26 protein-coding genes and 1 tRNA gene are annotated in these 26,695 nt (G+C 64.3%); 15 read left to right on the top strand and 12 right to left on the bottom strand.

Translation table 11 applies throughout. The annotated features are described in order from the left end of the window. Positions 1-20 precede the first annotated feature (20 nt). The gene (locus HYG81_RS45355; RefSeq protein ID WP_255647662.1) at positions 21-155 is read right to left on the bottom strand and encodes a DUF7128 family protein; all 135 of its coding nucleotides are present in this window, start codon (positions 153-155) and stop codon (positions 21-23) included. A 262-nt stretch (positions 156-417) separates the two neighbouring features. Between HYG81_RS45355 and HYG81_RS23360 the strand changes: the two genes are divergently transcribed. After that, positions 418-2,652 carry an AAA family ATPase gene (locus HYG81_RS23360; protein ID WP_180842073.1) on the top strand — a complete coding sequence of 745 codons (2,235 nt, stop codon included), beginning with the start codon at positions 418-420 and terminating at the stop codon, positions 2,650-2,652. A gap of 37 nt (positions 2,653-2,689) precedes the next feature. On the opposite strand, the gene HYG81_RS23365 is transcribed toward HYG81_RS23360, so the two are convergent. Genes HYG81_RS23365 through HYG81_RS23375 form a run of 3 tightly spaced genes read right to left on the bottom strand, consistent with a single transcriptional unit; the run spans position 2,690 to position 5,761 of the window. Further along, the gene (locus HYG81_RS23365; RefSeq protein WP_226376028.1) at positions 2,690-3,850 is read right to left on the bottom strand and encodes a TrkA C-terminal domain-containing protein; all 1,161 of its coding nucleotides are present in this window, start codon (positions 3,848-3,850) and stop codon (positions 2,690-2,692) included. Beyond that, the gene (locus tag HYG81_RS23370) at positions 3,850-5,232 is read right to left on the bottom strand and encodes a DUF8167 domain-containing protein (RefSeq protein WP_180842075.1); all 1,383 of its coding nucleotides are present in this window, start codon (positions 5,230-5,232) and stop codon (positions 3,850-3,852) included. Before HYG81_RS23370 ends, HYG81_RS23365 begins: the two co-directional genes overlap by 1 nt. Before the next feature lie 19 nt (positions 5,233-5,251). Continuing rightward, positions 5,252-5,761 carry a DUF7382 domain-containing protein gene (locus tag HYG81_RS23375; RefSeq protein WP_180842076.1) on the bottom strand — a complete coding sequence of 170 codons (510 nt, stop codon included), beginning with the start codon at positions 5,759-5,761 and terminating at the stop codon, positions 5,252-5,254. A gap of 74 nt (positions 5,762-5,835) precedes the next feature. On the opposite strand from HYG81_RS23375, the gene HYG81_RS23380 reads away from it, so the two are divergent. Continuing rightward, positions 5,836-6,912: an ATP-binding protein gene (locus tag HYG81_RS23380; protein ID WP_180842077.1), complete on the top strand. Its 1,077-nt coding sequence runs from the start codon at positions 5,836-5,838 to the stop codon at positions 6,910-6,912. A 69-nt stretch (positions 6,913-6,981) separates the two neighbouring features. Here HYG81_RS23380 and HYG81_RS23385 read toward each other — a convergent pair whose 3' ends face one another. Beyond that, positions 6,982-9,210 (bottom strand): CDC48 family AAA ATPase, encoded by a 2,229-nt coding sequence (locus HYG81_RS23385; protein ID WP_180842078.1) that lies wholly within the window; start codon positions 9,208-9,210, stop codon positions 6,982-6,984. 209 nt (positions 9,211-9,419) lie between these two features. Between HYG81_RS23385 and larC the strand changes: the two genes are divergently transcribed. Further along, positions 9,420-10,787 carry a nickel pincer cofactor biosynthesis protein LarC gene (larC, locus tag HYG81_RS23390; RefSeq protein WP_180842079.1) on the top strand — a complete coding sequence of 456 codons (1,368 nt, stop codon included), beginning with the start codon at positions 9,420-9,422 and terminating at the stop codon, positions 10,785-10,787. Between the two features lie 93 nt (positions 10,788-10,880). Here larC and HYG81_RS23395 read toward each other — a convergent pair whose 3' ends face one another. Continuing rightward, entirely contained in the window at positions 10,881-11,357 is a 477-nt protein-coding gene (locus HYG81_RS23395) for a hypothetical protein (protein ID WP_226376029.1), read from the bottom strand. Positions 11,358-12,100: 743 nt separating this feature from the next. Here HYG81_RS23395 and HYG81_RS23400 point away from each other — a divergent pair. Next, positions 12,101-13,603, top strand: coding sequence for a hypothetical protein (locus HYG81_RS23400; protein WP_180842080.1), 1,503 nt, complete (start codon positions 12,101-12,103; stop codon positions 13,601-13,603). Positions 13,604-13,722: 119 nt separating this feature from the next. On the opposite strand, the gene HYG81_RS23405 is transcribed toward HYG81_RS23400, so the two are convergent. After that, a complete protein-coding gene (locus tag HYG81_RS23405) occupies positions 13,723-14,502 on the bottom strand; it encodes a hypothetical protein (RefSeq protein ID WP_180842081.1) in 780 nt (259 codons plus the stop codon). A gap of 193 nt (positions 14,503-14,695) precedes the next feature. Between HYG81_RS23405 and radB the strand changes: the two genes are divergently transcribed. Beyond that, positions 14,696-15,439, top strand: coding sequence for a DNA repair and recombination protein RadB (radB, locus tag HYG81_RS23410; protein ID WP_233289911.1), 744 nt, complete (start codon positions 14,696-14,698; stop codon positions 15,437-15,439). Between the two features lie 188 nt (positions 15,440-15,627). Here radB and HYG81_RS23415 read toward each other — a convergent pair whose 3' ends face one another. Further along, positions 15,628-16,785, bottom strand: a complete 1,158-nt coding sequence (locus HYG81_RS23415) for a CBS domain-containing protein (protein ID WP_180842082.1) — start codon at positions 16,783-16,785, stop codon at positions 15,628-15,630. 106 nt (positions 16,786-16,891) lie between these two features. On the opposite strand from HYG81_RS23415, the gene HYG81_RS23420 reads away from it, so the two are divergent. The 4 genes from HYG81_RS23420 (at position 16,892) to HYG81_RS23435 (ending at position 19,835) form a co-directional block, all read left to right on the top strand. Further along, positions 16,892-17,218, top strand: a complete 327-nt coding sequence (locus tag HYG81_RS23420) for a lycopene cyclase domain-containing protein (protein ID WP_180842083.1) — start codon at positions 16,892-16,894, stop codon at positions 17,216-17,218. Positions 17,219-17,296: 78 nt separating this feature from the next. Then, positions 17,297-18,040, top strand: coding sequence for a CAP domain-containing protein (locus HYG81_RS23425; protein ID WP_180842084.1), 744 nt, complete (start codon positions 17,297-17,299; stop codon positions 18,038-18,040). Positions 18,041-18,253: 213 nt separating this feature from the next. Continuing rightward, positions 18,254-19,036, top strand: a complete 783-nt coding sequence (locus HYG81_RS23430) for a YihY/virulence factor BrkB family protein (protein WP_180842085.1) — start codon at positions 18,254-18,256, stop codon at positions 19,034-19,036. Positions 19,037-19,115: 79 nt separating this feature from the next. Next, entirely contained in the window at positions 19,116-19,835 is a 720-nt protein-coding gene (locus HYG81_RS23435; RefSeq protein ID WP_180842086.1) for a hypothetical protein, read from the top strand. A gap of 75 nt (positions 19,836-19,910) precedes the next feature. Here the strand turns inward: HYG81_RS23435 and HYG81_RS23440 are convergent, their stop codons facing one another. After that, a complete protein-coding gene (locus HYG81_RS23440; RefSeq protein ID WP_180842967.1) occupies positions 19,911-20,819 on the bottom strand; it encodes an AEC family transporter in 909 nt (302 codons plus the stop codon). A 24-nt stretch (positions 20,820-20,843) separates the two neighbouring features. On the opposite strand from HYG81_RS23440, the gene HYG81_RS23445 reads away from it, so the two are divergent. Further along, positions 20,844-20,993, top strand: a complete 150-nt coding sequence (locus tag HYG81_RS23445; protein ID WP_226777522.1) for a hypothetical protein — start codon at positions 20,844-20,846, stop codon at positions 20,991-20,993. Beyond that, complete coding sequence (locus HYG81_RS23450; protein WP_226376030.1) at positions 20,990-21,247, top strand: hypothetical protein; 258 nt, start codon at positions 20,990-20,992, stop codon at positions 21,245-21,247. Before HYG81_RS23445 ends, HYG81_RS23450 begins: the two co-directional genes overlap by 4 nt. A gap of 139 nt (positions 21,248-21,386) precedes the next feature. Here the strand turns inward: HYG81_RS23450 and HYG81_RS45690 are convergent, their stop codons facing one another. From HYG81_RS45690 to HYG81_RS23460, 3 genes are all read right to left on the bottom strand, one after another. Further along, positions 21,387-21,707 (bottom strand): hypothetical protein, encoded by a 321-nt coding sequence (locus HYG81_RS45690; protein ID WP_345779639.1) that lies wholly within the window; start codon positions 21,705-21,707, stop codon positions 21,387-21,389. Between the two features lie 169 nt (positions 21,708-21,876). Next, the gene (locus HYG81_RS23455; RefSeq protein WP_226376031.1) at positions 21,877-22,230 is read right to left on the bottom strand and encodes a four-helix bundle copper-binding protein; all 354 of its coding nucleotides are present in this window, start codon (positions 22,228-22,230) and stop codon (positions 21,877-21,879) included. A gap of 174 nt (positions 22,231-22,404) precedes the next feature. Then, a tRNA-Val gene (locus HYG81_RS23460) sits at positions 22,405-22,479 on the bottom strand. Between the two features lie 190 nt (positions 22,480-22,669). Between HYG81_RS23460 and trpD the strand changes: the two genes are divergently transcribed. The 4 genes from trpD to trpG are packed head-to-tail and all read left to right on the top strand — an operon-like array spanning position 22,670 to position 26,685. After that, entirely contained in the window at positions 22,670-23,686 is a 1,017-nt protein-coding gene (gene trpD / locus HYG81_RS23465) for an anthranilate phosphoribosyltransferase (RefSeq protein ID WP_180842088.1), read from the top strand. Then, positions 23,683-24,333: a phosphoribosylanthranilate isomerase gene (locus tag HYG81_RS23470; protein ID WP_180842089.1), complete on the top strand. Its 651-nt coding sequence runs from the start codon at positions 23,683-23,685 to the stop codon at positions 24,331-24,333. The genes trpD and HYG81_RS23470 overlap by 4 nt, the downstream gene beginning before the upstream one ends. 10 nt (positions 24,334-24,343) lie before the next feature. Then, positions 24,344-26,032: an anthranilate synthase component I gene (trpE, locus tag HYG81_RS23475; RefSeq protein ID WP_180842090.1), complete on the top strand. Its 1,689-nt coding sequence runs from the start codon at positions 24,344-24,346 to the stop codon at positions 26,030-26,032. Then, on the top strand, positions 26,029-26,685 hold the full coding sequence (gene trpG / locus HYG81_RS23480) for an anthranilate synthase component II (protein WP_180842091.1): 657 nt from the start codon (positions 26,029-26,031) through the stop codon (positions 26,683-26,685). The genes trpE and trpG overlap by 4 nt, the downstream gene beginning before the upstream one ends. The last annotated feature ends 10 nt before the right edge of the window (positions 26,686-26,695 follow it).

The raw sequence follows: 26,695 nt of genomic DNA on the forward strand, positions 1-26,695 counted from the left end.
GGTGCCGGAAAACAGCTGCCTCACTGAATATAGGACGGATCGCTGTCGTCACACCGCGATTCGTGTTCCGTCGCGTCCGACTTCTCGTCGAAGAGGAGCCCGCAGGTCTCGCACTCGTACCAGGTAGTGTCGTTGCGTTCGGTCTGGACTACCATATGAAACGATCAGGACACGAACGACAAAAGGCGTTTCTCCGGTCCCTGCAGCGACTCGCGCGAACAGTACTTGCGCGGACTACTTTCGCGCGAACGGTACTCGCGCGACCTGATCTCAATAGGTATCAGTCCGTCGTCGCCGTCGACGAAAGTGAAACGTGCTACCGCCGTCGCACAACGACGATATTGATTCCAGATTGGACTGGCTCACGCCGGCTCCCGAGGGGACAATTCTCAAGGCGACCCGCCCGAAAGGACGAATATGAGTTCGTCGGAACCGAACGGCGTCACGTTGTCGGTTCGCGCTGCGGAAAAGGGAGATGCCGGGCGGGGTGTCGCGCGAATCCCCGAACCGGTGCGACGACAGCTCGGTATTCTCAGCGGCGATGCCGTCGTGATCGATGGCGAGGAGTCGACGGTCGCCAAGATGTGGCCCGCCGATCCGTCGGTCCCCGATAACGCCATCCAGGTCGATGGCGATACCCGCGCGAACGCCGGCGTTCACGTCGGTGACACGGTTACCGTTCGACCGAAAGACAAGTCGACCATCGCCGACGCCGATCGGGTGACGCTCGTCGCGCCGCCGGGACTCGCCGAGAATCAGCGGCGAGCCGCCGAGACCAGCGCGGCGGAGAAGCTACGCAATCGACCGGTCCGTGCCGGGGAGCAGGTCCGAATCGAGGGGATCGATCAGCAGCCGTTCAGAGTCACCGATACGGATCCCGATGGGGACGTTCGAATCACGAGCGCGACGACGATTCAACTCGTCGACCTCGAGACGGGATCGAACGCCACCACCGCTTCGAGCGGAGCCGGATCCAACGACCGCGGCCGACAGTCGGACGGCTCCGCCGGAGCAACGGCCGGGACCGACTCCCGTCTCGAGACCGGAACGACCGAACTCGAGGCGGGCTCCGGCGTCACCTACGAGGACATCGGCGGCTTGGACGAGGAGCTCGAGCAGGTCCGCGAGATGATCGAGCTACCGCTGTCGGAGCCCGAACTGTTCAGACGCCTCGGCGTCGAACCGCCCTCCGGTGTTCTGCTGTACGGCCCGCCCGGAACCGGGAAGACGCTGATCGCACGCGCCGTCGCCAACGAGGTCGACGCCGCGTTCGAGACGATCTCGGGGCCGGAGATCATGTCGAAGTACAAAGGCGAATCGGAGGAACAGCTCCGAGAGACGTTCGAGAAAGCGCGCGAGGAGGCACCCACGATCATCTTCTTCGACGAGATCGATTCGATCGCCGGCACGCGCGACGACGACGGGGACGCTGAAAACCGGATCGTCGGTCAGCTACTGACCCTGATGGACGGCCTCGACGGCCGCGGCGAAGTGATCGTCATCGGCGCGACCAACCGCGTCGACGCGATCGATCCCGCGCTCCGGCGCGGCGGTCGCTTCGACCGCGAGATCCAGATCGGCGTCCCAGACGAGTCGGGCCGCCGAGAGATCCTCGAGGTCCACACCCGCGGGATGCCGCTGGCCGACGACGTCGATATCGACGCGATCGCGCGCCGGACCCACGGCTTCGTCGGCGCGGATCTCGACGCCGTCGCGAGCGAAGCGGCGATGGCCGCCATCCGCGATCGGCCGACCGAAACCGACGAGCGCCGCGAGTGGAACAGAAATCCGACCGTCCGAAAGAGCCACTTCGACGCCGCGCTCGCCGCTGTCGAACCGTCGGCGATGCGCGAGTACGTCGCCGAGTCACCGACGACCGACTTCTCGGATGTTGGCGGCCTCGAGGAGGCGAAGCAAACGCTTCGTGAGTCGGTCGAGTGGCCGCTGACCTACGACAGACTGTTCGAGGAAACGAACACCGATCCTCCCTCCGGCGTCCTCCTCTACGGCCCGCCCGGCACTGGGAAAACGCTGCTCGCGCGCGCACTGGCGGGCGAGACCGACGTCAACTTCGTCCGCGTCGACGGCCCCGAAATCATCGATCGCTACGTCGGCGAGTCGGAGAAAGCGATCCGCGAGGTGTTCGAACGCGCCCGCCAGTCGGCGCCGTCGATCGTCTTCTTCGACGAACTCGACGCCATCGCGGCCGCTCGAGGCGACGGCCACGAGGTCACCGAGCGCGTCGTCTCGCAACTCCTGACCGAACTCGACGGAATGCGGGAAAACCCCAATCTCGTCGTCCTGGCCGCGACCAACCGCAAAGACCAGATCGACCCGGCGCTGCTCCGACCCGGTCGACTCGACACCCACGTCTTCGTCGGCGAGCCCGATCTGGACGCCCGCGAGAAGATCCTCGCGGTTCACACGCAGGGCAAACCGCTCGCCGACGACGTCGACGTCGACGAACTCGCGGCCGAACTCGAGGGGTACACCGGCGCGGATCTCGAGGCGCTGGTCAGAGACGCCTCGATGCGGGCGATTCGAGAGGTGGCCGCGGAGTCGGATCCCGAAACGGCCAACGAACGGGCCGGCGAGGTCAGAATCGAACGACGACACTTCGAGGCCGCCCGGGAGTCGACCGACGGAATGTGAATGCTTCGAACGGCCTCGATCCGGCGCTCGAACACGACTATTGCGACACGGAACGGTCCCCGTTCGGCGAAAGGGGGGCCAGTTCGCTGGCCGTCCCGAGGACGGAGAGCTCGTCGCCGTCCCGTAGCGTCTCGTTGTCGTCCGGGAACGGGATCACCTCGTCGTTGCGGACCACGACGAGAACGGTCCCCGATAGCCAGCCGACGAACACGTTGTCGAGGGTGCCGCCGTCCTCGACGGTGATGGACCGCACCGTCTCGTCGGCAGCACGGACCACGGAGCACAGCGCGTCCCCGTCGTCCGGCGCGTCCGATCTCGACGTCAGTCGATAACTCGAGTCTAGATCGAACGCGAACCGGTCAACGACGTCGGCGTCAACGGTGATCGTTGCGACATCCCCGGTGGTGGCCCGTAACGTTCCGGTCGCGACGAGTCTGCTCGAGTCGCTCGCGGTCGACCAGACCTCGATCGGATCGCCCACGCTGGCAGTCAGTGCCGGATCGGCGCGGATCGCCATCGCCACGGTCCCCGTCGGGAGCATCGACCCAATTCCGGAGCGAGCGCGTCCGACCACGAGTCGCTCGATCGCCCCGTCGGCTCCGATCGTGATCGACGCGTGGCCGAGATCGTAATCGCGCTCGAGGCGAGTCGCGAGGCGAGAGCGAAGTACCGATTCGTCGCTGCTCTGGGGAAGCAACACCGTCCTCCCGGCGAGATCTCGTTTGATCGACGGATCGACCGGCGGATAGCCGTCCGCGTCGTCGATCTCCTGCGGTAGCTGAACGACTATCGAGAGCCGTGCCGATCGGACGAGCGAGGCGATTTCGCCGGTCGCTTCCATCCGATCGATATCGAAGACGTCTCGAGCGACCTCGTCACCGATTCGTCGACCGGTCTCGGCGGCGACCGCACTGACGACGACCGCGCCGAGGAAGTACGTCGCGGTCGCGTGGTGGACGAGCGGGGTTTCGTCGATGATCGTCGCCTGCCCGAGACCGGTAGCGTTCAGCCAGCCCGTTACGACGGCGAGCCCGGCAAACGCGCCGACCCCGATCGGAGCCGCTCGAGTGCTCGTGGCCCGGTAGCCGAACGCGACTGTGGTCACGACGATGCCGGCGACCAGCGCGAACCCGAGTATATTGAGCAGTGCCGTTTCGGTCCACTCGGTGACGATTGTCTGCAACACGACGGCTCCCATCATGAGTCACCCGCAACTGCAGGTAGCACGGTCGACTTCGGGTTCGAGTCACGATCGTCGTCGATCCGTCGTCGTAACGCGGTTCGTTTGCCGACGACGAACACCTCGTCCCGGTCGTCGAGCGTCGTCACGTCGGGATCGAAACACCACGTCTCGCGTTCGGCGACCGTCGTTAGGTTCGTTGGACTGGAAGCGTTCTCGTCGGGATTGGAGCGATTCGCCGCGAGGACTCGGATCGAATCGTCGCTCGCTCCGTCGGTCTGCTCGACGGCCGCCGCAACCGAACCGAATGTCACCCGGCGAACCGAGTACGCCGCTCGCTCGAGTCGGGACAGCGCCTCGCGGTCGGCGTCCGGGCCGGTGGCGTGAGCGACGATTCGGGCGCGCTCAGCGGTGAGTAGCGGCTCGGCATCGGCGGACGGAACGGCGACAGTAACGCAACCGTCGCCACCGGTCGTTTCGGCGGTCGGTCGCCGGGCCGCGTTCACCGCCCCGACAGTTGGGTGGTGCCCGTTCTCGAGCGTCCCTCTCTCGCTGGATCCGGCCCCGGAATCAGTGACCGGATCCGACGATGGGGATATCTTTGACGCCGAAGTGCCCACGTGTACGTTCCTGGACTGACCGTCCCCACTGACACGCAGAACGGTCCCCGTCACTGATCGGTCTCGGACGGGGACACCGATGATGTCACCCGGTGCTAACCCGGCCGGACTGAGTGCCGAAATCGAAACGGCACGCCAGCCATCGGGAATTGCCGTCGCAATATCACCGGACGCCGGTGCGGCGGCAACGGCCGCTCGACCACGCCCGTCGATCGACACGGAGACTGCGGCCAGTTCGTAGCCGGTCCGGAGTCGCGTCTCGAGTCTGGTCTCGAGCGCGGACAACGGCAGGTCGACGGGGAATCGCCATGCGTCCGCCTCGAGCGCCGTCCGAACGTCGGGCGACAGCGGTGGGTAGCCGTCGATATCGCGGATTCGACCCGTCGTTCGGATCGTCACCTGTCCCATCGCATCGACCGAGTCGATGGCTTCGGCGGAGAGCGATCGGCCTCGTCGGATCGGCCGCCCGGATCCGAACGGAAGTTCCGACGCGACGCGTTCACCCTGACTGGTCGCGTACATCGATAGGAGTGCGACAACGAGCGTCCCGGCTGCGAGGCGAGGAAGCTGCGTTCGAACGAGACCGGGCTCGAGCACACCGACGAAGTAGCCGTTGAGGGCGGCGAACCCCGTGCCGAGCGTGACGCTCGCCGACAGCGGTAGCCTCAAGCCGCGGCCGCTACACACAGCACTGAGGACTCCGACGGCGATCGCCGGGCCGATGCCGATGACCAGCCCGAACGCGATTCCGATGATGAGGTCAGTCGTCGTTTCGATCATCGTTCGAATCGATCATCGGTTATCGAGCGACGACCCGAATGTTCGGGTTCGGTTGTTCGTCGATGTAGTTGCTGTCGGACGGCGGGATGACCTCGAGCTGGATCGTTCCCATGTCCTGATCCGCCCGAAGGCTCTGTGCGCCGTCGAAATCCAGCTCTGCGTGGTTGTCGTCGCCGGTCGATTCGTCGAGGACGCCATCGAGCTGAGCGGAATCTGCGGTCGCGACGATCGTCGCGTCCGAGACGTTGTTCCCGTTTTCGTCCATCGCGTACGCATCCACCGTCGCAGTGCCGTCGTCTGCGTCGATCACCTGATCGTCGTCGGCGATTTTCACGGTCACCTCCGTATCGCCGACGCTGCCAATCCCGCCGAGCATGTTCAGCATGATCGCCAGCGCCGCGACGCCGACGACCAGCGCGATCACCAACCGAATCGGTAATCCCTCGATCGCGCGGTCGTCTCGAGCGAACGAGGTCCGCGATCGGTTCGTCCCATCCGTCGAATCCGAATCGATCCGTTTCGAAGTCACGCCTCGCTTGGCCGCGGCTTCGCACTTAAACGGTGGCTCGAGGATTCAAATACGATGCCGCGGCAGTTCCGTCCGTGAGTTTCGTACTGGGTCGCGACGGCGATCGCGAGGACGGTCCGGTCGGCCGCCTCGGTTCCTACCGGGCGCTCGACGGCAGCGACGGCGCGGCCCTCCACCTCGATCTGAACGGGCCACACGCGATGTTGCTCGTCGGCAAGCGCGGCTACGGGAAGTCCTACACGATGGGCGTCATCGCGGAAGATCTCGCCCGGTCCCGCGGCGTCGCGCCCGTCCTCGTCGATCCGATGGGTGCGTTCGACACGTTGGCGGAGCCAGCCGACGGCGACGCAGTGCCGGCGAGCGTCGTCGAGGAACCAGCCGTCACGGCCGGCTCGCTCGATCCGCGATCGTGGTGTGAACTGCTCGGTCTCTCGCCGGAACGCGACGCTGGCAGTCTGCTCTGGCGGGCCGCACAGGAGGAGTCGACGATCGATGGCATGCAGGCACACGTCGCGTCCGCCGGCGCCTCGAGCGTCGCAACGCGTGCCGCGATCAACCACCTGCGCCTCGCCGATTCGTGGGGCGTCTTCGACCCTGACGGACTCGACGCGACGGCACTCGGCGGTCCCGAAGTGACGGTCGTCGACGTTTCGGGGCTCGCGGACGCACCAATGAACGCCGTCTCTCGCGGCGTCGCGGAGGCGCTGTACCGAGCGCGGATCCGTGACTCGATTGACCGGCTCCCGTGGCTGTTGCTCGACGAGGCTCACACGTTCTTCGACGGCGTGGCCGAACCCGCCCTCGAGACGATACTCACGCGCGGCCGTGCGCCCGGCGTCAGTCTGGTCGCCGCGACACAACGGCCAAGCGCCATCCCGGAGGTCGGCATCTCACAGTCCGACATCCTCTGTGCACACCGACTGACCGCCCGGGACGATCTGGCGGCGCTCGAGGGCGCACAACCGACGTACATGAACGGCTCGCTGGTCGACGCAGAACGGTTGCCGGACGTGCCCGGTGAGGTCGTCATCATCGACGACGAGACGGAGACGATCCACGCCGCACGGATTCGGTCTCGAGACACTCCACACGGGGGAACAAGCCCGACTGCGAGCGACGTGATGGACGACGGAGTCACGCAAGTCGAGTAGCAGTGGTCGTCGAATACGACGCGGGGAACGAAAATCCGAGCGACGGAGAAAAGACGGGAGTGAGCGTGACTACTGGAAGCCGATGCGGCTGCCGCGGCGACCCGACGGATCGGGGCCGCTCGTGCCGCCCTGGAACTCCTCTTCGATCTGCTCGTAGTAGTCGAGGATATCGTCGGTGATCGTCGGCCGGACGTTCTCCATGGCCTGTCGGAAGTGGCGCATTTCGACGATGTCGGCCTCCTCGTCCTCGCGGAGGGCCTCGATGGCCGCTTCGCGGGTGATCGACTCGAGGTCACTGCCGACGTAGCCGTCCGTAATCTCGGCGATTTCGCGCAGCGTGACGTCGGCGGCCAGCGGCGTGTCCTGGGTGTGGATCTCGAGGATGCGTTCGCGGCCGTCGACGTCTGGTTCGCCGATCATGACGAGCCGGTCGAATCGGCCCGAGCGCAGCAGTGCGGGGTCGATCATGTCCGGCCGGTTGGTCGCGCCGATGACCATCACGTTCTCCATCTCCTCGAGTCCGTCGAGCTCGGTCAGGAGCTGGTTGACGACCCGCTCGGAGACGTTCGAGCCGACTTCACCGCCCCGGCCCGGTGCGAGCGCGTCGAGCTCGTCGAAGAAGATGACCGTCGGGGAGACCTGCCGCGCCTTGCGGAAGGTCTGTCGGATGGCCTTCTCCGATTCGCCGACCCACTTCGAGAGGAGCTGCGGGCCGCGCACCGAGATGAAGTTCGCGTTGGTCTCGTTGGCGACGGCCTTCGCCATCAGCGTCTTCCCGGTCCCCGGCGGGCCGTAGAGGAGGACGCCGGCCGGCGGATCGACGCCCAGCCGATCGAACCGTTCGGGGTTCGAGAGCGGCCACTCGACGGACTCCTGGACCTGGTCTTTAGCGTCCTGCAGGCCGCCGACATCGTCCCAGGAAATCTTCGGCAGCTCGACGAGGACCTCCCGCATCGCGCTCGGTTCGACCTCGTTGAGCGCCCCGCGGAAGTCCGTCCGCTTGACGATCATCCGATCGATCAGGCTCGGCGGGATGTCCTCCTCGTCGAGATCGATTTCGGGGAGGTAGCGCCGGAGCGCCTTCATCGCGGCCTCCTTGGTCAGGCTCTCGATGTCGGCACCGACGAAGCCGTGGGTCTCGTCGGCGAGGTGGCCGAGGTTGACGTCGTCCGAGAGGGGCATCCCGCGGGTGTGGATCTGCAGGATCTCCTCGCGGCCCGTCTCGTCTGGAACGCCGATTTCGATCTCGCGGTCGAACCGGCCGGGTCGACGCAGCGCGGGGTCGACCGAATCGACGCGGTTGGTCGCGGCGATGACGATGACCTGCCCTCGCGACTCGAGGCCGTCCATCATGGTCAGCAGCTGGGCGACGACGCGGCGTTCGACCTCGCCAGTGACGTCCTCGCGCTTGGGTGCGATGGAGTCGAGTTCGTCGATGAAGATGATCGACGGCGACTCCTCGGTGGCGTCCTCGAAGATTTCACGGAGCTGTTGTTCGGACTCGCCGTAGTACTTCGAGATGATCTCCGGGCCGGCGATAGAGAAGAAACTGGCGGAGGTCTCGTTGGCGACGGCTTTCGCGAGCAGGGTCTTCCCGGTCCCCGGTGGGCCGTGCAGGAGGACGCCCTGTGGCGGCTCGATGCCGAGTTTTTTGAAGATCTGCGGATGCTTCATCGGGAGTTCGACCATCTCCCGGACCCGCTGGATCTCGCCTTGCAGGCCGCCGATGTCCTCGTAGGTGATCCCGCCTCCGGTCTTCTCGAAGCCCGAAATCGGCTCCTCGCGGAGTTCGACGTCGGTGTCTTCGGTGATGAGGACCACGCCCTCCGGTTCGGTCTCGACGGCTATGAGTGGGATCGCCTGACCCGGCGATCGCATGAACGGATGATTCGTCGAGCTCATTACGGGGACGATGTCGCGGCCGACGACCGGCCGCTTGAGGATCTGGCGTTTCACCATGCCCGCGGCGTCGGAGCCGAACTGGACCGACGCCTCCTCGGGGGGCGCGAGGACGAGTTTCTCCGCTTTCGTCGCTTCGGCCTTGCGAATCGTCACGCGTTCGCCGATACCGACGTCGGCGTTCTGTCGGGTGAAGCCGTCGATACGGACGGTGTCCGTGTTCCAGTCCTGCCGGTCTGCGCGCCAGACCTTCGCGGCAGTGGTGTCTGCACCCTCGATTTCGATGATGTCGCCCGGACTCAGCTTCAGATGTAACAGCGTGTCCGGGTCGAGTCGGGCGATACCACGACCCGAGTCGTTCGGGTACGCTTTCGCAACCTCCAGTTGGACTTCGTTCATGGTTTAGGGATGGACGGCGATGTCTTTCACTCCGGTTCGTGAGCGGATAGGTTTTGTGTTAGCCCACATTTCTGTGCTAATCACTATCATAGAAGAGTGGGACTGGACGCTACAAAGATGTACCGGACCCGGTCGGTTTTGAGCGTATCGACAGCCCGTCGAACGGCCGGACAGGTGGCTTTTTGCGTCTTCCCCTCCGGGATGCAGGCATGCGAATCCTCGCCTTCGACGGCCGCATGGGTGCGAGCGGCGACATGATCCTCGCCGCGCTCATCGACGCCGGTGCCGACCCCGACGCCCTCGAGCCCGTGACCGACGCCCTCGAGGTGGAGTATCGAATCGACGAGGCGACGAAGCGCGGCATCGCCGCGACGACGGTCGACGTGTTTCTGACGGGCGACGAGGAGAGCGGCGGAGACGGACGCGACCGCTCAGACGACGATTCGAGCCACGAGGGCGACGATTCAGGGCACGGTGAGCACGATCACGAGGGAGATGACGATCACGAGCATGGGGGCAGTCACGATCACGACCACAACCACACCGACGGCGTTCACGCCGAAGGCCACGGCCCCCACCGCAGCTATCTCGAGGTTCGCGAGATCGTCACCGACATGGACCTCGAGCCGCCGGTCGAACGCGACGCGCTCGCGATCTTCGAACTGCTCGGCGAGGCGGAGGCGAGCGTCCACGGTGAGGATCTCGAGGAGATCCACTTCCACGAGGTCGGAGCCGACGACGCGATCGCGGACGTGGTCGGTACCGCGGCGCTGCTCCGCGATCTCGAGCCGGAGCGAGTCGTCACCACGCCGCTCGCGACCGGCGGCGGGACGGTTTCGATGAGTCACGGCGAGTATCCCGTGCCGACGCCGGCGGTGGTCGAGATCGCCGAACGGGCCGATTGGTCGCTGCGCGGTGGGCCGGTCGACGCCGAGTTGCTTACGCCCACCGGCGCGGCAATCCTCGGCCACGTCGCCGACAGCATCGACTCGCTACCGGCGCTCTCGCTCGAGGCCTCGGGCTACGGTGCGGGCGGCTACGACCTTGACCCGCATCCGAACGTCCTCCGGGTACTGGTCGGAGACGGAGCGGGGCGTGGCGAACTCGCGAAAGACGATATCGCGGTCCTCGAGACAAATCTCGACGACGCGACGCCCGAAGTGCTGGGCGGGCTACAGGAGACCCTCGCGGACGCGGGCGCTCGAGACGTCTCGATCCTCCCCGCGACGATGAAGAAGTCCCGCCCCGGCCACCTCGTGAAGGTCATCTGCAAGCCCGCGGATCGGGAGCGCGTCGCTCGAGCGCTGGCCGAAGAGACGGGAACGCTGGGTGTTCGTGACGCGGGCGTGACGCATCGGTGGATCGCCGAGCGAGAGTTCGAGACGGTGACGCTCGAGATCGACGGCGACGAGTACGAAGTCACTGTAAAGATTGCGAGCGATTCCGACGGTGAGGTGTACGACGTGAGTGCGGAGTACGACGATGCGAAAGCGGTGGCTCGAGAGACGGGGATACCGACTCGAGACGTACTGAGTAGAGCAGAACGGGCTACCAGTGAATCCAGCTCTCGAGAGTAACCCGCAACGTTGGTGGGATCTCAGCTGACTACAAGAACAGCTCTACTGGCAGCAGCGCAAAAATAAAACGAATATTTCAGCCGTGGAGATTACTTATGCAACAGTCTCGTTACCAGCGTCGTCGCCACCGACGCCGACACCGATGTCGATGTTGTCGAAGATCGTCTCGAGGATACCGGTTAGATCATCGCCAACGAGACCAGTTTCGGTCGTCGAGTTATCGGTCGTGTCATCGTCGCTCGCGTTGGCACTCGAGTCGACCTCAGCGTTGTTCGAGGAGATCGTGGTCGTATCCTCAACCGAATTCTCGTTCGATTGGGCGACCTCTTGGGATTGTGCCGCATTCGTCTCAGCGTGACTCTTGTCCGAGCTGCTGTAGGACGACGCAGCCTGCGTCTGCGAGTTGCTGTTACTCTGTTCGTTTTCGATGGTGGTCTCCGCTTCCGATTCCTGATCGACGCTAACGTTAGAGTCAGCGTCTGCCTGTGCCGCTGCTGTTCCAGCGAACCCCATAAATGTGAGGCCGCCAATTAGTGCTACCGTCAGTGCAAGTGTGATTGCGCGTTTCATTGATTCGGTCACCGTATTCGTCATCGGGCAGCACGCGTGTGGACCACAACGGAAGCAGCTATCACGTGTGACGGCGCTGTTGCTCGCCGTGCGTCACGCCGACACCTCCCGGTTCTCCCGCTGTGGCGCGTTGCCCAATCGCTACTGTTTACAGACTCCCATTTGAACCCGGCAAACGGTTTCGCAGCGAATCTGCACGTTGGGACCCGTGTTGCCTTCCCCTATCACAGTGTGATGGTTTTTATCTGAATTTGGGTAGAATTTGCCCTCGTTACAGCGACACTACAGCTTCAATTTCCGGTCGTTTCGAGGACGATATGCAGAACCGCCGTCCCCGAAATACCGTTCGGATCATCTGATCAGTTGCGGATACTGCGGAGTAATGAGTGTCTTCGATCGACGAAACGGTTCACAGTGGCGGAACGAGCCGGTCGCGGTGGCCACTCGAAAGCCCGCGCAGTCTCTCGATTACGCATCGAAACTGGGTAACGATCGTTCCGGGGCCGATTCGGCGCACCATTCATCGGTTGCAGTCGATTGTTACCGATTATAAGCAGTTACGTTCCCTACTATATCCCCATTCAAACCGGATTCAACCTATCGATAACAAAGTCGGTCATGGAGGAATGATGGTTTGCGTCGCAAAGACTCAGAAACGAAAGACACTCACGAAACATATCGAACGCTCAATGAAAAGCAACACGACGAGACGGTCACGAACTACGACACTCCTTATGGCCTGTATGGTCGCCCTGGCGATGGTGGGAGCCGGCGTACCGGCAGCCACCGCGGGCGGCGACGGCGAACTGGACAACGGCACAGTACACACGCTCGCGGACGACGACGAACTGTATCTGGTTTTCGGCGCTGACCTCGGCGATCAATCGCTCGAGGAGTACGTCGACCAGCACGCGAGCGGCTCGGCCGAGTCCACGGCCGAGGTCATTCAGTACCAGGACGTCGATCAGGTCAACATCAACGAGCAAGGCTCCGCGGTGTCGATCGCGATCGACGGTGGCGAAGCGACCGCCATCCAGGAAGCGAACCAGTACAACGACAACGAACAGCGCGGCTCGGCCACCGCCGAGGATCGTCTGCAGAGCGCGGAAACGCAGTTCGAGAACGTCGGTGACGTCAACATCGTCATCGGTAACGGTGGCGACCAGCAGTTCGACGGCTGGGGAGTCAAAGACAAGAAGGGTGACGACGAGACGATCACCCAGGATGCCCTCGCCGCCGTGACGCAGTCACAGGACGTCGCGCAGGTCAACTACAACAACCAGAGTACCGCGTTCGCGCTGGCGGTTAACGACAGCGACGCGACCGCGCTCCAGCAGTCCTACCAGCGCAACGAGAACCTGCAGGAAGGTGTCGCCAACGCGTCCAACGTCTACCTCGGAGACGGTGACTTCGGTCACAAGAAGGACAAGAGCGGCGATAGCGGTCCGAGCGCCGACCAAAGTTCCGACGCGTTGCTCACGCAGCAACAGGACGTCGAACAGGCGAACCTCAACGAACAGCGCGGTGCCGTCGCCATCGCAGTCGGCGAGGGCAGCACCGCGACCGCGATCCAGTTCACCGATCAGAGCAACCTCAACACCCAACTCGGTAGCGCAGACGCCTCGAACCTGCTGGCGTCTTCGGCCGGGATGAACGTCGCGACTGCGGGCGATGTCAGCGGCGACGTCCTCTCGACCGAAACCCAGACAGACAAGCCAGACAAGAAGGGCAGCGACGACGGTGCCGAGCAGACGGCGACCGCCGGCGTGGCCCAGGAGCAGGGCGTCGAACAGCAGAACATCAACCTGCAAAACAGCGCCATGGCCATCGCAGAGAACGAGAGCGAGGCCGTTGCCATCCAGATGGCGTACCAGCAGAACTACAACGCGCAGATCGGCTACGCCGACGCGCTCAACGTCTACGCGAGTCCGGGCTACGTCTCCGACGACGTCACCCGCACCTCGAGCACGACGGTCACCCTGGACGGCAACTCCGGCTCCGACAGTCCCGGCATGTCGTACGATTACGCCGGTAACGCCACGCAGACGAACGACGTCGATCAGGAGGCGAGCACGGCAATCGAACAGCACCAGTTCATCACGCAGCAGAACGTGAACGAACAGCACACCTCCGTCGCGGTCGCCGAAGACGGCGGGAGTGCCGGCAGCTCGCAGATAAGCATGCAGGAGAACGAAAACGTTCAGCTCACGTCCGTCGCGTCGACGAACACCTGGGTTGAAGCGTAACTGCAGTCTGTCACACGGTCGATCTTCGACCGACGTGACTGGCGGCTTCCGTTTCTTTTGGGTCGTTCCACGAGAGTGAGACGACTCGTCACGACGCACTCGAGATAAAACGAATAGGGCTACGACTCGCCGGAGTGGTCGGTTTCCCCGGACTCGCTCGAAGACGAATTCCCACCGTTTCGATGCTCGAGGAGCGCCTCGTCGACGGTCAACTCGCCCGCAGCGACCCGGCGCGCGAGCACCTCGTCGATCGCCCGATTGTGCTCACTCTGTTCGCGCGAGCGGTCTTTGATGACCTGAATCTCCCCCTCCGTCGGCTCGATCTCGCGCGCGTTGACGACCTCTCCCTCGAGCCGGGCGATATTGACCGCGGCCAGTACGTCTCCCATCCCTCGCGTCCCGGTGCCGAGGTAGGGAGTCGTCCCCGTCTCGTCGACGAGTTCGACCGTGACGGTATCGAGCTCGTTGACGAGTTTCGCGCTCTCGAGGCGGGAGCCGTCGCCGATACGGACGACCGGGGACGGCGCTTCGGCGGCCTCGCGTTGGATCACGTCGACAGCGTCGCCGAGGGGTACCTGGAACGCGGCGACGATGGTCTCACCGGCGAGGATGGCGATGCCAGGTCGCTGGCCCGGATCGACGCCGATGACCGTTCGCCCGCTGTCGCCACGAACCGCGGCCAGCGCCTGATCGACGGCACGCCTCGGGTCGTCGGGATCGGCGACGATCGTCGTCACGTCCGCGAAGTCGTCGGTGTGGTCGGCCCCGGTGACGACGACGGTGGCCTGCTCCGGCAGTTCCTCGTCCGGCTCGACGGTCGTAAACGTCGTTCCGCGGTCGCGGAGTTCGTTGACGACGCCGTGGTACACCTCGAAGTCTGTCGTGGCGACGACTATCACATCTGCGCTTCGGCCCCGGACTCAATAAACGTGTACGCCACCACGGAGAAGGCCCCAGCACGAATCCGATAGCGGCAAATCGTCGAGCGTAGCGACAGAGTCTCGAGCACTCCGATTGGACGCCTCGAGTCGATGAGCAGACAGACGCAGCCCGTTCCGGGGCCTTTTTGCGCATCCCCTGTCAACTGAAACCGTGACCGAAGAGGCGATTTCAACCGGCTGTGGCCCGGTCGACGAGTTGCTCGGTGGGGGGTTCGAACGCGGGGCCGTCACGCAGTTGTACGGTCCTCCAGCCGCCGGAAAGACGAATCTCGCGCTGTCGGCGGCCGTCGAGACTGCGGTCGACGGCGGCACCGTCGTCTACATCGACACCGAAGGCGTCTCCGTCGACCGCTTCCAGCAACTGCTCGAAGCCAAAGCCGACACCGAGTCGCCTCGAGACGGAGAGACGGATAGCGACGCCGACGACGTGGAGGCCGTCGCCTCGCGAATCGTCATCGAAGACGCACTGGACTTCGAGGAACAGGCCGAGGCCGTCCGCGACGCCGAGGAGTTCGCCGAGCGCGCGGACCTGATCGTCCTCGACAGCGCGACCGGCTTCTACCGGCTCGAGCGCACCGCCGACGGCGACGACGGGGAGGCGTTACGCAGCGTCACTCGACAGGTGACCCATCTGCTCTCGCTGGCCCGGAAACACGACCTCGCCGTCGTCCTGACGAATCAAGTTTTTGCGGACCCCGACTCGGATCGAACCCGGGGACTCGGCGGGAACACCCTCGAGCACTGGACCGGAACCGTCGTCCGCCTCGAGCGCTTTCGCGGCGGGAAGCGACGGGCAACCCTCGAGAAACACCGCTCGAAACCCGTCGGGGACTCGGTGCAGTTCCGAATTACCGACACCGGACTCGAGGGCGGTGACGACGACACCTGGTCCTGATCGCGTCCCGTTCCCGCTGAGACGCTGCGACTGCAACTCGTTCTGACACCGTCGGTTTTCGGGACGTATCGCTATCGAACCGCTGGGCCGTCACCGACGTGGCTGTCAAACGGGCCGCAAAGAGACCGAACGGAGAGGTCGAATCAGCGCAAAAACGAGTTACCGGAGCGAGATCGTGCGTACTCCGACTACAGTTCGTTCAGCTTCCGCAGCAGCTGCCCGCGGTACTCCTCGTCGCTGGTAACGCCCTTGACCTCGAGGACGTTGCGCTCGAGTTTGTCCAGTGCGACGCGGAACGAGTTCTCCGCGCCGTAGCCTTCGCCGGTGCCGGCGACCTGGCCCTTGTTCGTTCGGAGGCGGATCTGACACTGCACGAGCGGCGTGCCACGGAGCTTCTCGTTGTGTTCGTGGAAGCGGACGTGGGCGTGCATCACCTGCATGTCGGCGTACTTGTCCGACACCTGCTCGATGCTCTCGACGATCGATTCCCGGGTGATGGTGTCGAGCATCGAGATGTTGGTGATCTGGACGTCCATATGATCCTCCTCGGTGAACGTCAGCGCGCGCAGGACGTCCGTCTTGGTGATGACGCCGATGACGACACGGTCGTCGTCGTCCGGCGTGACCATCAGTCCCGCGTAATCGTCCTCGAGCATCGCTTCGACGGCCTCCTTGGCGGTCGCGTCGAGCGTCGTCGTCTCGACGGGGCTCGTCATGATGTCGTAGACGGGGACGTCGAGCAGGCGATCGGTGTCACCGACCCGGTCGCCGGTCGTCGTCGTGTGGTTCTCTCGGATGACGAAGTCGGCGATGTCGTGGGTGGTCACGACCCCGGAGAGGTAGCCGTTCTCGTTCATCACGGGAAGTCGCGAGATCCCGTGTTCGCGCAAGAGATTGATCGCTTTGCCGATTCCATCGTCCTCGGTGAGGGTGATCGGCTCGTCAGTGTAGATATCTTCGACGGTGAGCGCGTCGAGGTTCTCCAGTACCGCCTCGAGGATCGCGTCATTGGTGATGATGCCCCAGAGGTCGCCGTTCTCGAAGACGGGGGCGACCTTGGCGTTGCTCTCGACGAGAACGCGTGCGGTCTCCCGAATGTCCTCCTGACGGTCGACCTGGGGTGACGGCGTGCTCCGGCTGGGTTTGGTGAGCGCCGCGACCTTGGCGTCGTCCTCGACGTGCGATTGGAGCACCTCCCGCTCGCTGATGACCCCCTCGTATTCGCCGTCATTCGTGACGATGATTCCCTTGGGATTGCCGTTCTCGAACATAGAACGAACTTTCCCCATTCGCGTCCCGACATCGACTTCGATAAACTCCGTGGTGGCGATATCAGCGATATTCATCCTTCTGGATGAACGTAGTGCCGCCGGGGTATTTAACATACTGCCCGTTTTGGCCGGGTGGCCCCAGTCACCGGGATTTTTGTCCGGGCCGTTGAAGCGTCTCGCGATGCGTGACATCACCGTCTTCGGCCGATACACCTACCTCGTCACCGAAATCGTCTGGGGGCTCGTCGCCGCGCTCCTCTTGCGCCGGGCGAACGCGCTCCGGAAAGCAGCGGTTACCATCCTCGCACTGTATCCGATTGCGTACGTCTGGGATCGCTACACCCTCGCAGTCGGCGTCTTCGACATCAAACTCAGGATCGGCATCGATATCGCCGGCATTCCGCTCGAGGAACACCTGTTCATGGCGGTGGTACCCGGACTCGTCATCGGGATCCACGAGACGATTTTCGGCGACGAATCCGACGAGGTGATGGTACCCGCGGAGTGATCGTCACACTGATAGATGGCTTTCACTGACTGTAACTAACCGCGACTATCTTGTACAGCCGGACCCTCAGTTGACGTGATGGATAGCCGGCGGCTCGCGACGGCCGAAACGGACGTGGACGAGAGCGCCGACCGCGCACTACTTCGGGGACTGCTTAACTTCCTCGTCGCCGTCGCACTCGTCTGCTCGCTCGCACTCGGTGCCGCGCTCTTCGCACCCCAACTCCTCGACGGAATCGGCCTCGACGAACGCCCGTCGCCCAGTTCCGACGCGCCGCCGGCCGGCGAACGCAACCCCGACGTGACCGATCCCGACGATCCGGGGAACTCGAGTTACGAGACCGACGTCGAGATGGTCAGGTCCGCGACCGTCGAAGACTTCGTCCACGCGGAGGTCAACGAGCGTCGGGCCGAGCACGACCTCGAGCCGCTCTTGTGGGATGGCACCATCGCGTCGGTCGCGCGCGCCCATAGCGGGGATATGGCCGATCGCGACTACTTCGCCCACAGGAACCCCGACGGAGAGGGACCCTACGACCGGTTTCAGGACGTCGGGGGCTACTGTCGGGGATACGGCGAGAACATCGCCAAGACGTGGCTCGATCGACGCGTCGGGCAACCCGGCGGCGACGGGTCCGTTCGACATCGGACCGCCGAAGGGCTCGCGACGGGGCTGGTCAACCAGTGGATGAACTCCACGTCCCATCAGAAAGCCATCCTCGAGGAAGACAACACGCCCAGCTGGGATCGAGCCGGTGTCGGCGTCTACATCACTGACGACGGCGAGGTCTACGCGGGACAGAACTTCTGTCGCGAGTGGTGAGTGGCCGGGAACGCGCCCTCTCGCGCAGCGACTGAGGTCACCGACGGCTCCGTTCGAAGCGGTGTTCCACGAGCAGGTCCGTCTCGAACGAGAACTGGTTCGTCAGTAGATTTATCTCGTCGATGATAGGTGTAGCGAAAACCGCGATACTAGCCGGGGCACAGGAATTGCGAACGATTTACAGATCCATAGACTGCAATGACAAACGTTCCTATGGATTTTCCAGAGACGCTCATCACTATCTATCGGACAGCGAGCGACCGCGATCTGACCTTTCTCGCCGCCGGCTTCGCCTATTATGCGTTCGTTTCGTTGATCCCGCTGATCCTGCTCGCGCTCGTCGTCGGCTCGCTGGTCGGCGGCGAGCAAGCGGCCCAGCGGTTGATCACCGTCGCCGGCGACTTCCTCCCGGCGGCGGGCGGAGAACTGGTCACCGAAGCGCTCACGACCGAATCCGGGCGCGCGGAGGCGACTGTGGTCGCGTTCGTCGTCGCCGCCTGGGGTGCGCTCAAGGTCTTTCGCGGACTGAGCCTGGCGTTCGACAAGGTCTATGACGAGGTGGCCGAGGACTCGATCGTTGACCAGATCAGGGACGGCCTCACCGTGATCGTCGCCGGCGCGGGTGCGCTCGTCCTGATGATCGGGATCGGCGCGATGCTCCGGATCGTCGCCGGCTCCGTCCCCTTCGCCGGCCTGCTCGGCTGGGTCGTCCTGATGGGCGGGCTCGTCCTCGTCTTCCTGCCGATCTACTACGTTCTGCCACCGATTCCCGTCGAACTGACCGAGGTTCTTCCCGGTGTACTCTTCGCCGCCGTCGGCTGGACGATCCTCCAGATCGGCTTTCAGCTCTACGCGTCGAGCGCTAGCCAGTACGAGGCGTACGGTGCCGTCGGTGTGGTGTTGCTGTTCGTCACCTGGCTCTATTTCGCCGGCATCATCATCCTCGTCGGTGCCGTCCTCAACGTCGTTCGATCGCGTCCCGCGATCGCCGAGTAGTCGACCGCTCGAGTCCGTCGTTTCCTGAACCGGTCGCGCAGGGGAAAGATTATGGCGCCGGCAGCGACAGACCACGACTATGAGCGACGAGCGATCACCCACCTCCGCCGCGACCGACGATTCCGGTGGGGCCGACGAGGCCGAGTCCGACGGCGACTCGAGCGAGCCCCTCGAGTCGAGCGGCGGCCCCAAGCGCGTCGTCTCCGATCAGAGCGTCGACGACATCCTCGACTCGCTCGACGCGACGAAAGCCGGGTCGACGGACTCGAGCGACGCCGTCACGACGAACGGACCAAGCGATGCCGTCACGACGAACGAACCGAGCGACGACGCCATCGATACCGCGGTCGACGAGGACGGCGTTTCGGCAGCCGACGAAGATGGCAGTGACCCGGCTACCGAAACGACTGACGAGAGCGCTTTCCGGTCCGACGAGAGAACGAACGCGACCGACGCGACATCGGTCGACACGGCCGCATCGTCGCTCCCCGACGACGCGTCGCTCGAGGAGCTCGCCGCCCGCGTCGACGACGGCACCGTCACCGGTGCGGACGTTCGCGCGGCCGAGGCCGGCGACGGCCGCGAGTCGACTCCCGAAATCGACGAGATCGACCTCTCGATGGACGATCTCGAGACGGCACGGTCGGGAACTGGTGGCTCCGGTGGCGATACCGATGTCCCCGCCGACGCCGGCCCCCTCGCCGGGTCGGTCGACCCCGACGCGGACGGCGGGACGAGCGACGATTCAACTGCTGAGGGCGGCTTCCTCGGCCGACTCAAGCGATTCTTCTCGCGATAGCGGGCGGGTTTCGCCGGCCTGTCTCTCCGGCTCGTCGTCGCTCGAGGGCCACCAGACGCAGCCAGCGGTTCCGTACTACCCGACCAGCGTGATCAGCACGAACAGCGTCGCAACGGAGGCGAGCGTCGTGACGAAGACGTTCAGCGACGCGAACTCCCGGTCGCCGCCCAGTTCGTTCGCGAAGACGAACGTCGAGACGGCGGTCGGCGTCCCGAGCATCACGACGCTGGCGGTAAACGTCGCCGGGTCGACTGCGAGGGTGGAGAAGACGGCCCACGCCAGGGCTGGCATCAGACAGACTTTCAGCGCGACGACGGCGGCGGTCGCCCCGACATCGATCGAGGGCACGTCGACCTGCAGGGACGCGCCGACACAGAGCAACGCGACGGGTAAGGCGAGCGAACCGATCGCGTCGAGGCCAGTCGCGGCGGGCGAGGGAATCGAAATCCCGAGCGAGCCGACCGCGAGGCCAGCGATCAACGTCGCCAGAATGGGGTTCGTTGCGAGCCCGCGGAGTTCGCGTGCGATCGAGGCGTCGGCACCATTTAGCGTCGAGAGCACGAGGATCGTCAACGGCAACTGGGTCAGCGTCACGACGCCCAGCACGACGCTCGCGATCGCCGTCACCGATGCGTCGAACGTCGCGGCGACCAGTGGCAGTCCGAGATAGCCCAGATTCGAGTGATACGACTGGACGATCGCGACGCTCCGGCGGGCCCTCGAGTCGCGGTTTCGGTGAACGAGCGCAGCGAGCCCGGCGGTCGTAAACAGCACGACGAGGAGGCCGGCAAGCAGCGCCGGCGAGAGGAGTTCTCCGATCGACCGGTTGTACGTAGAGACGAAGATGAGCGCCGGCAGCGCGACGTAGTAGGCGACGGCGTTCAACAGCTCCGTCCGACGCTGATCGAGGATCCCGCTCGTCCGCAATCCGGCCCCGACCAGCAACACCACGAGCAACGCCAGCAGCCGGCCGACGACTTCCATATCTGCTCGAGTCGACTCGCGGGTTTGTACCGTTCGATCTTCAACGACGATGAGATGGAGTACCCTTGGCCCGGTCGACTCGAGATCGGAAGCGACGACCGTGTCGCCCGACACGATCAAACGTTCATAATGCTGGACGACGTTGCACGCCTCGAGGAGGCCGAGTTACAGTGACAGCGAGTTCCCTTTCGACCACCCCGACCGGAATCAGAGCGGGACTACGGAATCGACTACAGCGCCTTCGCTGGTGGGTCGCGCTGCGAGTCGGCGGCGCTCCGACCTGTGCGGTCTGTGGCGATGAGGCGGCGTGGATCGCCGAGACGGAGGACGAGCCGCGTTGCTTTCGCCACATTCCGAGCGAGGGGATGGACGTGATACGCGACGTCCAGCCTGCCGACTGTTTCACCGACTGGGAGGATAGTACGTAACCTCGAAACGGAACGGGAGGATCATCGGCGTAGTCGATAATGCGGTTCCGTTGTTCAGAACTGGGGGCGAAACTGGAACGCTGGATTTGGCAACTACAGATGCGAACTGAACATACTCGATTCTGCGTTTCGCTCGAAATCAGTCATCTGAGTTGGGAGCTGACCGTTGGTCGTCCGACGGTTCAGGCTGTAACTGGCGGACGAGATTCAAATGCATCAAGTGAAGATGCATTCCGATTCCGTATAGGATGGTACCAAGTCCGACGAACGTAAGCGGCATAAGTACCGACTCGATTGCCTGTGATGGTGTCTCAAGATTTGCGGGAAGGACGACACCAACGGCTAACAGAAACGCAGTTAGTATGATCAACAACCCTATACGAACCATGCGGGAGTATCTACCGACCTGTTGAATGCGTTCTTCAATCTCCCCTCGGGAGGGTGGTGTCTCACGGGCCATAGTGTATGGTTTCTAGCATCGCACAGGGTTATCTAAAGATGATGCCGACAATACGCTAGTAGCAATGTATGGTTTCTAGCATCGCACAGGGTTATCTAAAGATGATGCCGACAATACGCTAGTAGCAAAAACAGAAGGGTTGGTGGAGGGGCAGGATTGGTTGCGGGTTCTACGCCGACGCCATCTCCTGGCAGGACTCGGCACACTCGCGAAGCACGTCAGCACAGACCTGGCAGTGTTCTTCATCGTGTTGTTCGCACTCGTCTGCACACTCTTCGCATGCATCAGCACAGGCTTCTGCAAGTTGCGTACTGTAGTTCGAGTTCCGCGCCATGAACCGTGCGTGCATCGTCGTGAGATCGGCGACATCCCGACAGAGACGAAGACACTTGGCCATCCCTTCGCCTTCACCAGCGCATTCATCAGCGCACCATTCACACGCTTGAGCGGCTTCGAAACAATTGTCGATGCACTGTGCCATCTGGTCATTCTCGCCTACGTGTTCGATTTGAGTTAGCGCCATCACTCACTGTTCTAGTAACCTACGGGGTAAAGCGTGGGCTGGAATAGGCAACTGTTCACTGAACACTCTGTACTTACCGCGAGTTTCACGTAACATCCTGAATAAAAAATTGTGCTACTATCTACTGATAACAGAATGAACCCGCTACTCGAGAAGTTGCGCGTAACAGAAGTATGGGTTGGGGCAGAGTTGAACTGCCGATCTCCTCCATGTCAAGGAGGTGTCATAACCAGACTAGACTACCAACCCGCCTGGTTTCGCGTTCGTACAGCCTGACGCACGCCGTCACGCTGTCTGCAATCAGTCGTTGCCCGCGGTTACAATTGAAGGTTTCGAATCGACCGCCGTACGCGAGTCGCCCCCACGCACCGGGGCGATACGCTTAAGTTGATGTACTCATTTGATCATTGTAAGACAACTACGTACATTGGTGTCTACTATGCAGGAATACGTCGAACGAGTCACGGAGGGGGAAGATCTCACGCAATCGGACGCTCGAGCGGCTTCGACGGCCGTTTTCGAGGGTGCGACGGAGGCACAGATCGGTGCGCTGCTGACGGCGTTGCGCGCCAAAGGAGAGACGGAAGCCGAGATCGCCGGGTTCGCCGAGGGAATGCGCGACGCGGCCAGAACGATCGCCCCCGACCGCGAGCCGCTGGTCGACACCTGTGGAACGGGCGGCGACGACTACAACACGATCAACGTCTCGACGACGAGCGCGATCGTCGCCGCCGGCGCTGACGTCCCGATCGCCAAGCACGGCAACTACTCCGTTTCGTCGTCGTCGGGCAGCGCGGACGTGCTCGAGGAGATCGGTGTCGACGTTGAGGCCGAACCGCCGGCCGTCGAGGAGGCCATCGAGGACGACGGCATCGGCTTCATGCTCGCGCCGGTGTTCCACCCGGCGATGAAGGCCGTCATCGGACCGCGCAAGGAGCTCGGTATGCGGACGATTTTCAACGTGCTCGGGCCGCTGACGAACCCCGCCGGGGCCGACGCACAGATCGTCGGCGTCTACGATCCGGAGCTCGTTCCCGTCCTCGCGGACGCGCTGTCGCGGATGGACATCGATCGCGCGCTGGTCGTCCACGGCGCGGGCACCGACGAGATCGCGATCCACGGTGAAACGGTCGCCGCCGAAGTCGACGGCGACTCCGTCGAGGAGTACATGCTCGAGCCCGCGGATCTCGGTCTCACGGAACACGATATCGACGACATCGCCGGTGGCCTGCCCGAGGAAAACGCGGCCGACATGCGCGGGATCGTCGAGGGCGACGTGACCGGCGCGAAACGCGACGTCATCCTCGCGAACGCCGGCGCGGCGATCTACGTCGCCGGCGAGGCCGACTCGCTCGAGGCCGGTGCCGATATCGCCCGCGAGGCGATCGACTCCGGTTCGGCTGCACGAAAGCTCGAACGGCTCTGCGGCGCGACGGCGCGGCCGGAGGGACGATGACGCGCGTGAAGATCTGTGGGCTGGCCACGGAATCCGACCTCGAGGCGGCGGTCGACGCGGGTGCGGACGCGGTCGGCATCATCTGTGACGTCCCGGTCGACACGCCGCGGGAAGTCTCGCTCGAGCGGGCCGAATCGCTCGCGGCCGCCACGCCGCCGTTCGTGACGAGCGTGCTGGTGACGATGCCCGCAGATCCCGGCGAGGCGATCGAGTTGGTCGAGACGGTCGAACCCGACGCGATTCAGATCCACGGCGGCATCCGTTCCGGCGACGTCGCGTATCTGCGTGCGAAGCTGGATATCGACGTCCTGCTCGCGGTCGACGCCGACGACGTGGCGACCGCTGAAACCTACGACGATGTCGTCGACGGGCTCGTCGTCGACACGGCGGGCGAGGACGGCGGCGGCGGAACCGGTCGAACCCACGACTGGGACCAGACCCGACTGGCTACCGCGGCCCTCGAGTCGCCGTTGATCCTCGCGGGCGGGCTCACGCCCGAGAACGTCGGCGATGCGGTCCGACAGGTCGAGCCGTTCGCCGTCGACGTGGCCAGCGGCGTCGAAAAGCGCGGTGGGGTCAAGGACGTCGACGCCGTCCGATCGTTCGTCGACCGAGCGAAGAACGCCCACCGAGCGGCGCAGCCGTAACGTGATCCCTATGGACGATTCCACTGCCGCCACGGCCGAGCCGTCGACGCTCGACATTGACCGAGAGACGTTCCGCGAGCACGCGGGGACGAGCGCGGACCGCGCGGACCGACCGGTCGTCGTCCGTACCGCCGCGACGCTCGAGTGCGAGACGACGCCGCTGGCCGCCTACGCCGCGCTCACCGGTCGATCCGACGCGAGTGACCGCGGTCGCGTGCCGTACGCCTTCCTGCTCGAGAGCGCCGAGAAGACAGCCTCGAGCGACCCCGACGGGGCCTTCCGGCCGAGCGCCGCGGACGCCGAACGCCACGCGCGATACTCCTACGTCGGCTACGATCCCGAGGCCGTCGTAACGGTCGAGTCCGGCGAGGCGACCGTCGAGGCGCTCACCGACGACGCACCGCTCGACGCCGTTCGGACGGACAGCGAGGGGGACACCGTCGCCGCGCTCCGGGCCGCGATGCCGGACGTCCGCCTCGAGAACGCCCCCGATCACGATCGCCAGCACCTTGAGGGCGGGCTGGTCGGGTTCCTGGCCTATGAGGCCGTCTACGACCTCTGGCTCGAGGAAGTGGGCTGCGAGCGGCCCGACTCCCGGTTCCCCGACGCCCAGTTCCTCCTGACGACGAAGACGCTAGCGTTCGACGAGCGCGACGGAACGCTCTCCCTGGTCTTCACGCCCGTGCTCGAGGCCGACGACGACCCGGACGAGGTCTACGACGCGCTCCGTGACGAGGCCGCTGCAGTGGCGGCGACGCTGCGCGAGGCCGAGCGGCCCGAGACGGGCGGATTCGTCCGCGAGAATGAGAGTTCGGGAGCAAAAGCGGCGTACGAAGACAGCGTCCGCCGGGCCAAAGAGCACGTCCTCGACGGAGACATCTATCAGGGCGTTATCTCACGGACGCGAGAACTGTACGGCGATATCGACCCCCTCGGTTTCTACGAGGCGATGCGAGACGTGAACCCGTCGCCGTACATGTACCTGCTCGATCACGACGAACTCACCGTCGTCGGAGCCAGTCCCGAGACGCTGATCTCCGTCCGCGGGCGCGAGGTCATGTCCAACCCCATCGCCGGCACCTGCGACCGCGGCTCGAGTCCCGTCGAGGACCGCCGGCTCGCGGGCGAAATGCTAGCCGACGGGAAGGAACGCGCCGAGCACACGATGCTGGTCGATCTCGCGCGAAACGACGTTCGTCGAGTCTCGGAGCCGGGTTCGGTGCGCGTCGACGAGTTCATGAACGTCCTCAAATACAGCCACGTCCAGCACATCGAGTCGACCGTGACCGGGAAACTGGCCGCCGATGCGGATGCGTTCGACGCGACTCGAGCGTCCTTCCCCGCCGGCACCCTCTCGGGCGCGCCGAAGATCCGGGCCATGGAGATCATCGACGACCTCGAGTCCGAACCCCGCGGCCTCTACGGCGGCGGCGTCGGCTACTACTCGTGGACCGGCGATACTGACTTCGCGATCGTGATTCGGACGGCGACCGTCGAGGACGAGGGTGACCGCGATCGAATCACGGTCCAGGCCGGCGCGGGGCTGGTCGCCGACAGCGATCCCACCGCCGAGTACGAGGAGACCGAGCAGAAGATGGGCGGCGTCCTCGCGGCGCTCGAGGAGATCGAACTGCCGGCTGGCGACGGTGACTCGAGTCCGAACGACGAACCCGATGCGACGGCGGAGGTGAGTCGATGAGCGCGACCACGACCGATGAGATGAATGTCGATACGGACGGGGATGAGAACGAGAACGGGAACGCGGACCCGCTGACGGTCCTGTTCGTCGACAACTACGATTCGTTCACCTATAACCTCGTCGAGTACGTCAGCCAACTGGCCGGCACCGAAACCGAGGTCCTGAAGAATACAGCCTCGCTCGAGGCCGTGCGCGCCGTCGATCCCGACGCGATCGTCATCAGCCCGGGGCCGGGCCATCCGAAAAACGACCGCGACGTCGGTATCACGATGGACGTGCTCCGAGAGGTTTCTCCCGACGTGCCGACGCTCGGCGTCTGTCTCGGCCTCGAGGCCGCCGTCTACGAGTACGGCGGGGCTATCGGCCGCGCCCCCGAACCGATCCACGGGAAGGCCTGCGCGGTCGACCACGACGGCGAGGGCGTCTTCGCCGGCCTCGAGCAGGGCTTTCGCGCCGGTCGGTATCACTCGCTGATCGCGACCGATGTCCCCGACTGTTTCGACGTATCGGCGACCGCGGAACACGGCGACCACACGCTCGTCATGGGCGTGCGCCACCGCGAGTATCCCCTCGAGTGTGTTCAGTTTCATCCGGAGAGCGTGCTCACGGCCGTCGGACACGACGTCATCGAAAACTTTCTCGAGTCGGTCTGAGCGTCGAACC

It is taken from the genome of Natrinema zhouii (genome assembly GCF_013456555.2).
Classification (GTDB): Archaea; Halobacteriota; Halobacteria; order Halobacteriales; family Natrialbaceae; genus Natrinema; species Natrinema zhouii.

What these genes read in the sequence shown, in the direction of transcription:
- trpD (WP_180842088.1), top strand. Translation starts at nt 22,670, where the DNA reads ATGCAGGAATACGTCGAACGAGTCACGGAGGGGGAAGATCTCACGCAA.
- HYG81_RS23365 (WP_226376028.1), bottom strand. Translation starts at nt 3,850, where the DNA reads ATGGGAGCCGTCGTGTTGCAGACAATCGTCACCGAGTGGACCGAAACG.
- HYG81_RS23370 (WP_180842075.1), bottom strand. Translation starts at nt 5,232, where the DNA reads ATGATCGAAACGACGACTGACCTCATCATCGGAATCGCGTTCGGGCTG.
- HYG81_RS23430 (WP_180842085.1), top strand. Translation starts at nt 18,254, where the DNA reads ATGGATTTTCCAGAGACGCTCATCACTATCTATCGGACAGCGAGCGAC.
- HYG81_RS45355 (WP_255647662.1), bottom strand. Translation starts at nt 155, where the DNA reads ATGGTAGTCCAGACCGAACGCAACGACACTACCTGGTACGAGTGCGAG.
- HYG81_RS23435 (WP_180842086.1), top strand. Translation starts at nt 19,116, where the DNA reads ATGAGCGACGAGCGATCACCCACCTCCGCCGCGACCGACGATTCCGGT.
- larC (WP_180842079.1), top strand. Translation starts at nt 9,420, where the DNA reads ATGCGAATCCTCGCCTTCGACGGCCGCATGGGTGCGAGCGGCGACATG.
- trpG (WP_180842091.1), top strand. Translation starts at nt 26,029, where the DNA reads ATGAGCGCGACCACGACCGATGAGATGAATGTCGATACGGACGGGGAT.
- HYG81_RS23360 (WP_180842073.1), top strand. Translation starts at nt 418, where the DNA reads ATGAGTTCGTCGGAACCGAACGGCGTCACGTTGTCGGTTCGCGCTGCG.
- HYG81_RS23400 (WP_180842080.1), top strand. Translation starts at nt 12,101, where the DNA reads ATGGTCGCCCTGGCGATGGTGGGAGCCGGCGTACCGGCAGCCACCGCG.
- HYG81_RS23440 (WP_180842967.1), bottom strand. Translation starts at nt 20,819, where the DNA reads ATGGAAGTCGTCGGCCGGCTGCTGGCGTTGCTCGTGGTGTTGCTGGTC.
- HYG81_RS23395 (WP_226376029.1), bottom strand. Translation starts at nt 11,357, where the DNA reads ATGAAACGCGCAATCACACTTGCACTGACGGTAGCACTAATTGGCGGC.
- HYG81_RS23420 (WP_180842083.1), top strand. Translation starts at nt 16,892, where the DNA reads ATGCGTGACATCACCGTCTTCGGCCGATACACCTACCTCGTCACCGAA.
- HYG81_RS23415 (WP_180842082.1), bottom strand. Translation starts at nt 16,785, where the DNA reads ATGAATATCGCTGATATCGCCACCACGGAGTTTATCGAAGTCGATGTC.
- HYG81_RS23455 (WP_226376031.1), bottom strand. Translation starts at nt 22,230, where the DNA reads ATGGCGCTAACTCAAATCGAACACGTAGGCGAGAATGACCAGATGGCA.
- HYG81_RS45690 (WP_345779639.1), bottom strand. Translation starts at nt 21,707, where the DNA reads ATGGCCCGTGAGACACCACCCTCCCGAGGGGAGATTGAAGAACGCATT.
- HYG81_RS23425 (WP_180842084.1), top strand. Translation starts at nt 17,297, where the DNA reads ATGGATAGCCGGCGGCTCGCGACGGCCGAAACGGACGTGGACGAGAGC.
- HYG81_RS23470 (WP_180842089.1), top strand. Translation starts at nt 23,683, where the DNA reads ATGACGCGCGTGAAGATCTGTGGGCTGGCCACGGAATCCGACCTCGAG.
- trpE (WP_180842090.1), top strand. Translation starts at nt 24,344, where the DNA reads ATGGACGATTCCACTGCCGCCACGGCCGAGCCGTCGACGCTCGACATT.
- HYG81_RS23385 (WP_180842078.1), bottom strand. Translation starts at nt 9,210, where the DNA reads ATGAACGAAGTCCAACTGGAGGTTGCGAAAGCGTACCCGAACGACTCG.